This is a genomic window from Actinomadura sp. KC216 (assembly GCF_004348535.1).
Taxonomy (GTDB): Bacteria; Actinomycetota; Actinomycetes; order Streptosporangiales; family Streptosporangiaceae; genus Spirillospora.
In genome coordinates this window covers 1-11,912 of the sequence record NZ_SMJX01000257.1, presented here as the reverse complement: position 1 = coordinate 11,912, position 11,912 = coordinate 1, and the positions used below count along the sequence as shown (strand labels likewise).

Below are 11,912 nucleotides of genomic sequence, written 5' to 3'. Positions count from 1 at the left end.
CGGAAGGGACGTCCCGCACGGCCGCCGTTGACGCCCCAGCACGACAGGATCGACCGGTCGGCGATCGACATGTAGTGGGCGTCGCGGAGCATCCGGATGTGCTTGTCGTAGCCGAGCCCGCCCCGGTACTCCCCCGGCCCGCCGGAGTCGACGGCGAGGCCGAGTCGCTCCACGACGAACGGCCAGCGGGCCTCGGCGAACTCGGCGGGGATGTTGCGGGAGTCGGGCACGACGTGGATGGTGTCCTCGCCGTCCGCGTAGTAGCGGCCCCCGGACCCGCCGCCGAGCACCTCGCGCATCAGGTACGGGCCGCGGTCGTCCTCGCCGTAGACGCCGGTGTAGCGGATGGTCTCCTGGTCGGCGGGCATCCGCCCGCCGGTCGCCTTCGCCAGGACGCCCGCGAGGACGCCGAGCAGCCGCAGGATGACGAACGTGCGGGCGTTCGTCGGGGCCGGGAAGACGGGCGTGAGCAGCGTGCCCTTCTCCGGGAACCGCATCTCGATGAGCGGCACGACGCCCTCGTTGACGTCCAGCTCGGCGGCCCGCTCCGGCGTGTCGGCCAGGTTCCGCAGGACGGGCGCCAGCCACTTCTTCAGGAACACGCCGCCGGAGTAGTCGCCCGCGTGGTTGATGGGCCCCTTGGCCTGCGGGGACGTCCCGGCGAAGTCGATGACAAGGGGCACGTCCGCCGCCTTGTCGACGGTCAGCGTGATGCGCTGGGCGTGCAGGCGCGGCGGGTCGACGCCGTCGTGCTCGGCGTAGTCCTCCCAGACGAACGTGCCGTCCGGGATCTTGGCGAGGAGCTCGCGGCGGAACGTCTGCGTCGTCCGGTCGATGATCGCGTCGAAGCACGCCTCGACGGCGGCGCGGCCGTAGCGGGCGAACAGGTCGCCGAGGCGGCGGGCGCCCATCAGGCAGGCGGAGCACTCGGCGTCCAGGTCGCCGGCGAGGGAGTCGGGCATCCGCGAGTTGCGGGTCATGATCGTCAGCGCGGCGCGGTTCGGGACGCCCCGGTCCCACAGCTTGATCGGCGGGACCATCAGGCCCTCCTCGAACGCGCTGCGGGCATGGCTCGGCATCGACCCGGGGACGGCGCCGCCGATGTCGTCGTGGTGCCCGAACGCCTGGACGAACGCGACGACCTCGCCGCCGTGGAACACCGGGACGGTGACGCACAGGTCCGGCAGGTGCCCGATGCCGCCCTCCGACAGGTACACGTCGTTGTGGAAGAACACGTCGCCGGGCTGCATCTCCTCGGGCGGGAAGTCGCGGGCGACGGGCTGGACGAGCGCGGAGTAGGAGCGTCCGGTGAGCTTGCGGAGGCGGCGGTCGTGGATGCCCGCGCGGAAGTCGTGCGCGTCGCGGATCATCGGGGAGCGGGCCGTCCGGGCGATGGCGGTCTCGACCTCCCGCTCGACCGAGGCGAGGGTCCCTTCGACGATCTCCAGCAGGATCGGGTCGATCGTCACCGGGTCACCACCAGGTTGCCGTAGCCGTCGAGGTCCGCGGTGAAGCCGGGGTGCAGCGGGAGCGTCGAGCCGAACTCCTCGATGACGGCCGGGCCCGCCACGGTGTCGCCCGGGGCGAGTTTCTCGCGGCGGTAGACGGCCGTCTCCTCCCAGGCGTCGAAGTAGACCGTTCGCGTGCCGGTTCTGGCGCGCGACGGGTCGCCGTCTCCCGGCGGGCGTCCGGTGAGGCGCGGGCGGGCGATCGGGCCGATGCCGGAGACGCGCAGGTTGACCCACTCGACGGGATGCCGCGGGTCGTCGCGGTAGCAGTACCCGTAGAGGGCCTCGTGGGCGTCGTGGAAGCGGCGGACGACCTCGGCGCGGAACGCCTCGTCGGGGCGTCCGGCGGGCGCGGGCACCCGCACCTCGAACGCCTGGCCGTAGTAGCGCAGGTCGGCGGAGCGGGCGAAGCGGCGGCGCCCGTCCGGGAAGCCTTCGCGGGCCAGCGCCCGCGCGGCCTCCGACTCCAGGTCGGCGTAGACCTCGTCCAGGAGGGACGGGTCGAGTTCGGCGTCGCGGACGACGCGCGTCCGGACGTGGTCGTTCTTCACGTCCACCGTGAGCAGCCCGAACGCCGACAGGTTGCCGGGGTTCTCCGGGATCACGGCGGCGGGCAGGCCGAGCACGTCCAGCAGTCGGCAGGCCAGCAGCGGGCCGGACCCGCCGAACGCGACGAGCGGGTAGTCGCGGACGTCCAGGCCCCGCTTGACGGTGATCTGCCGGATCGCGTTGGCCTGGTTCCACGCCGAGATCTCCAGGATGCCCGCGGCGGCCTTCTCCACCGGCAGGCCGAGCCCTTCGGCGAGCGCTTCGAGGCCCGCGCGGGCGGCGGCCACGTCCAGGGGCACCTCGCCGCCGAGCAGGTGCGGCGGGATGCGGCCGAGGGCGGCGTGCGCGTCCGTCACCGTCACCTCCGTGCCGCCGCGCCCGTAGCAGAGCGGGCCGGGGTCGGCGCCCGCGCTGCGCGGCCCGACCTTCAGCGCGCCCTCCGGCGACCGCCACGCGACCGAGCCGCCGCCCGCCCCGACCGTCACGATGTCGATCATGGGGATCTTGACGGGATGGCGGCCGATCGAGCCCTCGGTGGTGAGGGTCGGCTCGCCGTCGAGGACGACCGCGACGTCGGTGGACGTCCCGCCGCCGTCCAAGGTCACGACCGAGCCGTGCCCGCTGTGGGACACCACGAACGCCGCGCCGAGCGCGCCGGCGGCCGGGCCCGACAGGACGGTCGTGATCGGCTGCCGGGCGACCTCGTCCGCCGACAGCACGCCGCCGTTGCTCTTCATCACCAGCAGCCGGGACGCGGCCCGCTCGGCGATCCGCGCCAGGTAGCCGTTCATCGCGGGCTTGACGGCGGCGTCCACCAGCGTCGTCACCGACCGCTCGTACTCGCGGTACTCGCGCAGCACCTCGCACGACAGCGACACCACCGCGTCCGGGTGCTCGCGGGCGAGCACGTCGCGCATCGCGAGCTCGTGCGACGGGTCGGCGTAGGAGTGCAGGAAGCACACCCCGATCGCGCGGATCCCCGCGTCGCGGAACCAGCGGGCCGCCGCGACCGCCGACGCCTCGTCGAAGGGGCGCAGCTCGGCGCCGGTGTGGTCGAGCCGCCCGCCGACCGTCCGGACCCGGTGCGCCGGGACGATCCGCGGCGGCTTCACCCAGAAGTAGCTGTTGCCGTAGCCGTCCGGGACGCTCTGCCGCGCGATCTCCAGCATCGACGCGAAGCCCTCGGTGGTGACGAAGCCGAGGTCGTCGATCCGGTCCTCCAGGAGGCGGTTCGTCGCGACCGTCGTGCCGTGCGACAGCGCGGCCACGTCCGCCGGTTCCGCGCCGAGGAGGGCGAGGATCTTCGCGACGCCGTCCGCGAAGCCCTCGGCCGGGTCGGCGGGCGTCGAGGGCGTCTTCGTGGTGACGAGCCCGCCGCCGTCCTCGTCCAGCGCGACGACGTCGGTGAACGTCCCTCCGGTGTCGATCCCGATCCGCAACCGCCTCATGGACACGGTCCTACCGGACGCCGCCCACCTGCGAAACCGTCGCATTCTGCCAAGGGGCGGGATCGTCTTTCGTGAGAGCGCGGTACGGCTAGGCTGAGCATTTCCCAATTCCGATCAGACGCTGGAGCCCGTTCATGGCCCTGGAACGCCCCGAGATCGACTTCCCCGAGGGACAGCCGCCCGCGTACCTCGACATCACCGACATCACCGAGGGCGACGGTCCGGAGGCCGCGAAGGGCTCCAACGTGTCGATGCACTACGTCGGCGTGTCGTGGTCGACGGGCGAGGAGTTCGACGCGTCCTGGAACCGGAGCGGCACCTTCGACTTCCAGCTCGGCGCCGGACGCGTCATCAAGGGCTGGGACATGGGCATCGCCGGGATGAAGGTCGGCGGGCGCCGCAAGCTCGTCATCCCGCCGCACCTCGCCTACGGCGACCGCAGCCCGAGCCCGGCCATCAAGCCGGGCGAGACGCTCATCTTCGTCGTCGACCTCGTCGCGGTGAACTGACGCCCCTCGCGTTCAGCGGCGGGAGCGGCGGCCCAGGAGGTAGCCGAGCAGGACGCCGGCGAGGGCGAGCAGCCCGCCGGAGCCGAAGGCGATGAGCGTCGGCCACGCGGCGGGCGCCTGCCCCGGCCCGGCGGGCGCCGCGCGTCCCGCGTAGACGGCGCCCGTCCCGGCCCGCGCGCCCGGCGCCGCCGCCTCGGGTTCCGCGGGCGGGGGCGGCGCCGTCAGGTCGCGTTCGACGGCGGCGAAGAACTCGCCCGCGGTGCGCCTGGCGACGCTGCCCAGCATCCGCTGGCCGACGCCGCCGACCATCCCGCCGACGACCGCGTCCGCGTCGTAGTCGATCCGGGTCGAGCCGTCGCCGCCGGTGAGCCGGACGCGGACGGTCGCGTCCACCGTGCCGGGCGCGCCCTGCCCGCGCGCCCGCAGGACGAACGAGCGCGGCGGGTCGGGCTCGGCGAGCTCGACCCGCCCCTCGTAGGTGCCCTGGATCGAGGCGACGCCCGCCGTGACGGTCATGCGGTAGGTGTCCGGGCCCGTCTCCTCCAGGGAGCGGCACCCGGGGATCGTCCGCGCCAGGACCGCCGGATCCTGGAGCGCGTCCCAGACGCGGGCGAGCGGCGCGGCGACGGTGGCACTGCCGTTGAGCTGCATGACCCGACTTTAGGGAATGGCGCCGCCGCGCCGAACGGCAACTTCTGCCGAGTACACGCCGAGGATTGGGCAGATGCGCCCGCGCGCTGGCGGGAAATGGTCAGATATGTCCGGCAGGTTCCGCCGGGGTGCGAACTCCCCCCGCCACCGGCGCGTCAACCGTTGCGAACCACCAGCCGAAGACCGAACGGAGTACGCGGCCGATGCGAGGTACGACCCCCGTGATCGCGATGGTGGCCGCCGGCGTGGTCGGCGTGACCGCGGGCGGCTGGCCCGTCCTGACCGCCCGGGCGGGCGACTCGGGGCCGTCGATGCGGACGCAGCTCGCGGCCGTCCTCGGCGACCAGACGTGGGCGACGCCGAAGCCCGGCTCGTGGACGCCGCCGCAGCCGTCGAAGGACGGCCTGCCCCCGGTCATCAGGAGCATCGAGACGCAGGAGCGCGTCGTCTTCCTCACCATCGACGACGGCTACGAGTACGACTCGGAGTTCGTGAACCTCGTCCGCACGCGGAAGGTTCCCATCATGACGTTCCTGACCTCCACCTACATCAAGGGCCAGGGGCAGTACTTCTGGGCCATGCGCAACGCGGGCTCGCGCATGGAGAACCACACCGTCAGCCACCCCAACATGGCGACGCTCCCGGCCGAGACGCAGAAGAAGCAGATCTGCGACGCCTCCGACCACATCCAGAAGCAGTACGGGCGCCGTCCGGAGATATTCCGGCCGCCGTTCGGCAGCTTCAACGAGACCACCCGGCAGGTCGCCAAGCAGTGCGGCGTGAAGTCGGTGCTGCTGTGGTCGGCGGAGTTCTACAACGGCACCACCGGGCCGGGCGTCGGGTTCAACGGCTTCGCGCGCGGCGACGGCGGCAAGGGCTTCAAGCCCGGCGACATCGTCCTCATGCACTACCGCAAGGGGCTCGCCAAGGACCTCCTGACGATCCTCGGCTGGATCCAGCAGGCCGGGTTCCGGCCCGCGGCCGTCGAGAACTACCTGCCGAAGTCGCTCGGCGGGAACGCGCCCGACAAGCCCGCGCCCGCGGGTGGCTGAAAGCCGACCTTCCCGGAGGAATCCCGGTTACGCGGAGGGCCCGCACCCCCGTTGACTAGGGTCAACACGCTGGCGGGGTTGAGGTCCCCCGCACCCGAGCCGACCCCGCCAGCACTACACACTCCGGGCCCCCTCGCGGACGATCAGCGCCGGGTCGCGCGCCGCCCGTTCGCGCAGCTCGTAGAGGGCGTCCGGGGAGAGCGGCATCGCGTCCACGCGGACGCCCTCCGCGTCCTCCACCGCGGAGGCGATCACCGCCGACACCGGGATGACGCCCGCCTCCCCCGCGCCCTTGATGCCGAGCGGGTTCAGCGGCGACGGCGTCTCCAGATGGCCGGTCTCGATGCGCGGGATCTCCGTCGCGTACGGCATGAGGAAGTCCATGAACGACGCGTTCAGCAGCTGGCCGGACTCGTCGTAGGCCATCCGCTCGTACAGCGCGCCGCCGATGCCCTGCGCGACGCCGCCGTGGATCTGCCCCTCGACCACCATCGGGTTGATGAGCCGCCCGCAGTCGTGGACGACCGCGTACCGCAGGATCGCGATCTCCGCCGTGTCCGGGTCGACCTCCACGATCGCGGCGTGCGCGCCCGCCGCGAAGGTGGACCGGATGGGCGAGTAGTAGTCGCGCCCTTCTAGACCGGGCTCGTCCCCGGACGCGACGGGCGGTTCGGTGACCGGGCGGCCGACCGCGAACTGCGTCGCCGCGGCCGCCTCCTGGTCGAACGCGTACCGGAGCGGGTTCGACAGCACCGCGACCGTCCGCAGCGGCACCGACGCCGACGGGTCGCCCTTGACGTGCACGACCCCGTCGGTGATCTCCAGGTCGTCCGGGTCGGCCTCAAGGGCCTCGCCCGCGATCCGCAGCGCCTTCGCGCGGACCTTCCGGCAGGCGAGCGCGATCGCGTTGCCGCTCATCACGGCGGCGCGGGACGCGAACGTCCCGACCGCGTACCCGAACCGGCGGGTGTCGCCCGTCGTGACGTGCACGTCGCCGATCGGGACGCCGAGCTCCGCGGCGGCGATCTGCGCGAACACGGTCTCGTGTCCCTGGCCCTGCGAGGTCAGCCCGGTCGAGACGTGCACCCGCCCGGCCGTGTCGATCTCGACGTGGCCGCCCTCGTACGGGCCGACGCCCGTCCCCTCGACGTAGATCCCGAGGCCGATGCCGAGGCGGCGGCCCCGGGCCGCGGCGGCGGCGCGCTCGGCGTCGAAGCCGTCCCAGCCGATCAGCTCCCGGGCCTTGCGGAGCAGCTCCGGGTAGTCGCCCGAGTCGTAGATCAGCGGGCGGCCGTCCTGGAAGGTGAGGCCCTGGTCGTAGGGGAACTCGTCGGGCTGGATGAGGTTCGCGGCGCGGACGTCGGCGCGGTCGAGGCCGAGGTGGCGGGCGACGCGGTCCATGGTCCGCTCCATGCAGAACACGCCCTGCGGGCGTCCCGCGCCCCGGTACGGGGTGACGATCAGCGTGTTGGTGTAGAGGCTCGTCACCTCGGCCCGATACGCGCCGATCTTGTACGGGCCGAGGAGCTGCGTGGACGTGACGATCGGGATGATGATCCCGTACGGGGTGTAGGCGCCGTGGTCGTGCCGGATCTTCACGTCCAGGCCGAGGATGCGGCCCGCGTCGTCGAACCCGACCCGGACGTCCTGGAGCTGGCCGCGCTCGTGCGCGGCGGCCACGAAGTGCTCGCGGCGGTCCTCGGTCCACTTGATCTCGCGGTCGAGGAGCCGCGCCGCCCACGGGACCAGGACCTCCTCCGGCCACGGGTGGACGATCTTCACGCCGAACCCGCCGCCGACGTCCGGGGCGACGACCTCGACCTTGCCGTTCGGCAGCCCGAGCCGCGCGGCGATCGCGGCGCGCACGCTCGTCGACGCCTGCGTGGACGAGTACACGCGCAGCGACCCGTCGTCGGCGTCCCAGCGCGCGTAGACGCCGCGCCCCTCCAGCGGCATGGACGCGCTGCGCTCGATCGCGAGGCTGAACTCCAGCACGTGCGGCGCGGCGTCGATCGCGGCGGCCGCGTCCCCCGTCTCCTGGACGAGGACCGCCCCCACGTTCCCCGGCACGTCGTCGTGGACGAGGTGCTCCGCCCGCGTCGCCGCCTCGATGCCGACGACCGGCGGGAGCGGCTCGTACTCGACGCGGATGCGTTCGGCGGCGTCCTCGGCCAGGTACCGGTCGCGGGCGACGACCATCGCGACGGGCTCGCCCACATGCCGGACGACGTCGCGCGCCAACGGGTATCCGGTGCGGCCGTGCGTCAGCGCGGGATGCGGGATGAGCAGCGGGAGCGGCTCCCCGACCCGGCCGGGAAGGTCCTCCCAGGTGTAGACGGCGACGAGGCCGTCGACGTCCAGGGCGCCGGACACGTCGATGTCGGCGATCCTGGCGTGCGCGTGCGGCGACCGGACGAACGCGGCGGCGAGCGCGTCCCGCCCGAGGTCGTCGAGGTAGCGGCCGCGGCCGGTGAGGAGGCGCGCGTCCTCGCGGCGCTGGACCGGCTCGCCGAACACCCGCGTCCCCATTTACGACTCCTCGGCTAGCAGGACGGCGGCGCGGTGCACCGACTTGACGATGTTCTGGTAGCCGGTGCAGCGGCACAGGTTCCCGGAGATGCCCTCAAGGACCTGGTCCTCGGTCGGGCGGGGCGTCTCGCGCAGCAGCGCCGTCACGGTGCAGAGGAACCCGGGCGTGCAGAAGCCGCATTGCAGGCCGTGGCATTCGCGGAACGCGCGCTGCACGGGCGAGGGCGTCCCGTCCTCGTCCGCGAGGCCCTCGACGGTAATGACCTCGTGGCCCGCGGCGGTGACGGCGAGCATCAGGCAGGACCGCACCGGCTCCCCGTCCAGCAGGACGGTGCAGCAGCCGCAGACGCCGTGCTCGCAGCCGACGTGCGTGCCGGTGAGCCCCAGGTCGTGCCGGAGCAGGTCCGACAGCAGGCGGCGCGCCGGGACGCGGGCGGTGCGGTGCGTCCCGTTGACGGTCAGCCCGACCTCGAAGCTCTCCTCCATCACTCCCCCATCACTCCCCCGCCTTTCGCAGCGCCTCGGCCGCCGCGGACGTGAACGCGCGCTCGGTGAGCACGCCGGTCAGGTGCCGCCGGTACGCGGCGCCCGCGTGGATGTCGGTGTCCGGGTCGATCCGCTCGCGGGCGTGCGCGGCGGCGGCGCGCCAGTCGCCGTGCAGCCCGGCGGCCTCGGTCAGGTCGAGGACGAGCGGCGTCGCGGAGATCCCGAGGAATCCGGCGCGGGCTTCGGCGAGGCGCAGGTCCTCGTCGAGGGTGACGACGGCGGCGACTCCGGCGATCGCGTAGTCGCCGTGCCGCCGCGACGTCTCCAGGAACGCGGTGCCGGTGCGGGGCGACGCGGCCGGGAAGAACGCGGAGACGGCCAGCTCGCCGGGTTCGAGCGCGGGCTCCATCGGCCCGCGGAAGAACTCGGCGGCCGGGATGGTGCGGCGCCCGCGCGCCGACGCCGCCTCGACCGTCCCGCCGAGGACGGCCAGCACCGCGGGCAGCTCGGCGGCGGGATCGGCGTGCGCGAGGCTCCCGACGACCGTGCCGCGGTTGCGGATGACGGGATGCGCGACGTGCCGGAGCGCCCGCCCGAGCAGCGGCTGCACGGCCGCGGCCTCCGCCGAGCGCTCCACCCGCGCGTGCCGGGCGAGCGCGCCGACCCGGACGCCGCCGTCGCCCGCGTGCAGGGTGTCGAGCCCGGCGACGCGGTTGATGTCGACCAGCTCCGGCGGCGCGGCGAGCCGCATGTTCAGCAGCGGGATGAGGCTCTGCCCGCCCGCGAGGACCTTCCCGGACGGTGCCGCGGCCAGCACGTCCAGTGCCTCGTCGAGGGTGGCCGGGGCGTGGTAGCCGAACGGCGGCGGCTTCATCCGGCCGCCCGGTCGGCGGGCGGGACGTCGGCGGGCGGGATGATGCCGCCGCCCTGCCCGCTCGGCCCGCGGACCGCGTTCAGGACGTGGTAGCCGACCAGCACGGCGATCGTCCCGAGCGCGATGCCCTGCAGCGGGAAGTCGTCGGTGATGTCCAGTGTCACGTTCCCGATCGCGAGAATGAGGCCCGCCGCGACCGGGACGAGGTTCACCGGGTCGGCGAAGTCCACCCGGTTCTCGATCCATATCTTCGCGCCGAGCAGCCCGATCATCCCGTACAGCACGACGGTGATGCCGCCGAGCACGCCGCCGGGCGTCGCGGCGACCAGCGCGCCGAACTTGGGGCACAGCCCGAACAGGACCGCGACGATCGCGGCGATGTAGTAGGCGGCGGTCGAGTAGATCCGGGTGGCGGCCATGACGCCGATGTTCTCGGCGTAGGTGGTCGTCGGGGAGCCGCCGACCGCGGAGGCGAGCGCGGTGCCGACACCGTCGGCGGTGATGGCGCGGCCGAGGACGGGGTCGAGGTCGTCGCCGGTCATCGCGGCGACGGCCTTGACGTGCCCGGTGTTCTCCGCGATCAGCGCGATGACCGCGGGCAGCGCCAGCAGGATCGCCGAGGTCTTGAAGTCGGGGCCGTGCAGGCTCGGGAACCCGAACCAGTCGGCCTTCTCCACGCTCGTGAAGTCGATCCGGTCGTGCGGGAACGCGGTCGCGACGCAGTACGTGCCCTCGGTCGTGCACGGTTTGCCGGACGCGTCCAGCAGGTTCTGCCCGGGGAGAACCGACGTGACCTTCCCGGCCGTGTTGTCGAGAAGCCACGACAGCAGGAACCCGAACACCAGCGCCAGCAGCACCGCGATCCGCGCCCAGAACCCGCGCAGCAGCACCGCGCAGAACACCGCGAAGGCCAGCGTCGCGAGCGCGACCCACTGGTCCTGCGGCCAGTAGACGGTCGCGACCACCGGCGCCAGGTTGAACCCGATCAGCATCACGACGGCGCCGGTCACCACCGGCGGGAACACCCGGTGGATGACGTCGCCGCCGACGAAGTGGATCAGCAGGCCGACCGCCGCGAGCACGGCGCCCGCGACGAGGATCGCTCCGGTCACCGTGGCGCTGTCGCCGCCCGCCGCGCGGATCGCGGCGACCGCGCCGACGAACGAGGCGCTGGTGCCGAGGTAGCTCGGCACCCGGCCGCCCACGATCAGCAGGAACAGGACCGTCGCGACCCCGGACATCATGATCGCCAGGTTCGGGTCCAGGCCCATCACGACGGGGAACACGAACGTCGCCCCGAACATCGCCACCACGTGCTGGGCGCCGATGCCCGCGGTGCGCGGCCACGACAGCCGCTCGTCCGGCCTGACGACCTCACCGGGCGGCGGGGTGCGCCCGTCCCCGTGCAGCTTCCAGCCGAACACCATGAATGGCCCCTCCCGCTCAACCGTCCGCATTCATGCGGGCACGGTAGAACTACCCCGGTCGAGGGGCATCGGCGACATCTGCCAAAGCCCGTCCGGGGTGTAGGCGGGAACGGCGCGTCACCGGAAGATCACCGGGGTGGCGCCGCTAGCGTCGGTTACCCTCAGATTCCGCGCATGCGCAGTACGTGAAGGGCGAGGGTGAGGTTGAGACGCAGATGGGCGTCCTCCGTGAACGCTCCGAGCATCCGCTCCAGTTTCCCGATGCGGTAGCGCAGCGTGTTGTAGTGGAAGTGGAGCCGGCGGGCGGTCTCCGCGACGTTGAGGTTGGTCTCCAGGAGCACCTGCAGCGTGCGGCGCAGGTCGACCAGTTCCGGCTCGTCGTCGGTGGCCAGGTCGCCGAGCGTCTCCCGGACGAACGCGTGCAGCTCCTCCGGGTCCGACACCAGGCTCAGCAGCCGGTACACGCCGAGCTGGTCGAAGTGCGCCCGCGCGCCCGCGCCGTTCAGCTGCCGCCCGACCCGCACCGCCTTGACGGCCTGCTCGTAGGCCTCGGGCAGCGCGGCCGGGGACGTCACCGTCCGGCTGATGCCGGTCGAGAACGTCCGCCGCACCGGAAGGTGCTCGGCGAAGATCGACGACGCCTCCTTCAGCATCGCCTGGACGGGCCCGGCGGTCAGCTCGGCGGGGTCGCCGCCGTCCGCGCCGATCACCGCGACGACCTCGTGCGCGAAGCTCGCGACGGCGGCGCCGCGGTCGTGCCGCCGGACGGCCGTCGTCCACGCCGCGGCGAGCCGCTCCTGCGCGGAACGCTCCTCGGCGCCGCGGCCGCCGCCGCGCGTGCCGCCCTCGGCCTCGGCGCCCTTGCCGCGGGGCTTCCCG

Annotated in this window: 10 protein-coding genes; 2 read left to right on the top strand and 8 right to left on the bottom strand. The window is 73.4% G+C overall.

The window, feature by feature from the left end:
* Positions 1-1,469, bottom strand: a 1,469-nt coding sequence (locus E1264_RS32105) for a hydantoinase B/oxoprolinase family protein (protein WP_132179460.1), incomplete at its 3' end; no start/stop codon positions are given.
* Positions 1,466-3,505: a hydantoinase/oxoprolinase family protein gene (locus tag E1264_RS32100; protein WP_132179458.1), complete on the bottom strand. Its 2,040-nt coding sequence runs from the start codon at positions 3,503-3,505 to the stop codon at positions 1,466-1,468. The genes E1264_RS32105 and E1264_RS32100, both read right to left, overlap by 4 nt.
* A 134-nt stretch (positions 3,506-3,639) precedes the next feature.
* On the opposite strand from E1264_RS32100, the gene E1264_RS32095 reads away from it, so the two are divergent.
* A complete protein-coding gene (locus E1264_RS32095) occupies positions 3,640-4,014 on the top strand; it encodes an FKBP-type peptidyl-prolyl cis-trans isomerase (RefSeq protein ID WP_132179456.1) in 375 nt (124 codons plus the stop codon).
* Between the two features lie 12 nt (positions 4,015-4,026).
* On the opposite strand, the gene E1264_RS32090 is transcribed toward E1264_RS32095, so the two are convergent.
* Positions 4,027-4,665: a carbon monoxide dehydrogenase subunit G gene (locus E1264_RS32090; RefSeq protein ID WP_132179454.1), complete on the bottom strand. Its 639-nt coding sequence runs from the start codon at positions 4,663-4,665 to the stop codon at positions 4,027-4,029.
* Between the two features lie 203 nt (positions 4,666-4,868).
* Between E1264_RS32090 and E1264_RS32085 the strand changes: the two genes are divergently transcribed.
* A complete protein-coding gene (locus E1264_RS32085; protein WP_132179452.1) occupies positions 4,869-5,717 on the top strand; it encodes a polysaccharide deacetylase family protein in 849 nt (282 codons plus the stop codon).
* A gap of 114 nt (positions 5,718-5,831) precedes the next feature.
* Here the strand turns inward: E1264_RS32085 and cutA are convergent, their stop codons facing one another.
* The 5 genes from cutA to E1264_RS32060 form a co-directional block, all read right to left on the bottom strand.
* Positions 5,832-8,246 (bottom strand): aerobic carbon-monoxide dehydrogenase large subunit, encoded by a 2,415-nt coding sequence (cutA, locus tag E1264_RS32080; protein ID WP_132179450.1) that lies wholly within the window; start codon positions 8,244-8,246, stop codon positions 5,832-5,834.
* Positions 8,247-8,732: a (2Fe-2S)-binding protein gene (locus E1264_RS32075; RefSeq protein WP_132179448.1), complete on the bottom strand. Its 486-nt coding sequence runs from the start codon at positions 8,730-8,732 to the stop codon at positions 8,247-8,249.
* Positions 8,733-8,742: 10 nt separating this feature from the next.
* Entirely contained in the window at positions 8,743-9,606 is an 864-nt protein-coding gene (locus E1264_RS32070) for an FAD binding domain-containing protein (protein WP_132179446.1), read from the bottom strand.
* Positions 9,603-11,033, bottom strand: coding sequence for a solute carrier family 23 protein (locus E1264_RS32065; protein WP_132179462.1), 1,431 nt, complete (start codon positions 11,031-11,033; stop codon positions 9,603-9,605). Before E1264_RS32065 ends, E1264_RS32070 begins: the two co-directional genes overlap by 4 nt.
* Positions 11,034-11,194: 161 nt before the next feature.
* Positions 11,195-11,912: helix-turn-helix domain-containing protein (locus E1264_RS32060; RefSeq protein WP_132179444.1), on the bottom strand; the 718-nt coding region annotated here is incomplete at its 5' end.

Bases quoted from the DNA above. Each gene is read 5' to 3' on its own strand.
- E1264_RS32085 (WP_132179452.1), top strand. From the start codon at position 4,869: ATGCGAGGTACGACCCCCGTGATCGCGATGGTGGCCGCCGGCGTGGTC.
- E1264_RS32075 (WP_132179448.1), bottom strand. From the start codon at position 8,732: ATGGAGGAGAGCTTCGAGGTCGGGCTGACCGTCAACGGGACGCACCGC.
- E1264_RS32090 (WP_132179454.1), bottom strand. From the start codon at position 4,665: ATGCAGCTCAACGGCAGTGCCACCGTCGCCGCGCCGCTCGCCCGCGTC.
- E1264_RS32100 (WP_132179458.1), bottom strand. From the start codon at position 3,505: ATGAGGCGGTTGCGGATCGGGATCGACACCGGAGGGACGTTCACCGAC.
- cutA (WP_132179450.1), bottom strand. From the start codon at position 8,246: ATGGGGACGCGGGTGTTCGGCGAGCCGGTCCAGCGCCGCGAGGACGCG.
- E1264_RS32095 (WP_132179456.1), top strand. From the start codon at position 3,640: ATGGCCCTGGAACGCCCCGAGATCGACTTCCCCGAGGGACAGCCGCCC.
- E1264_RS32070 (WP_132179446.1), bottom strand. From the start codon at position 9,606: ATGAAGCCGCCGCCGTTCGGCTACCACGCCCCGGCCACCCTCGACGAG.
- E1264_RS32065 (WP_132179462.1), bottom strand. From the start codon at position 11,033: ATGGTGTTCGGCTGGAAGCTGCACGGGGACGGGCGCACCCCGCCGCCC.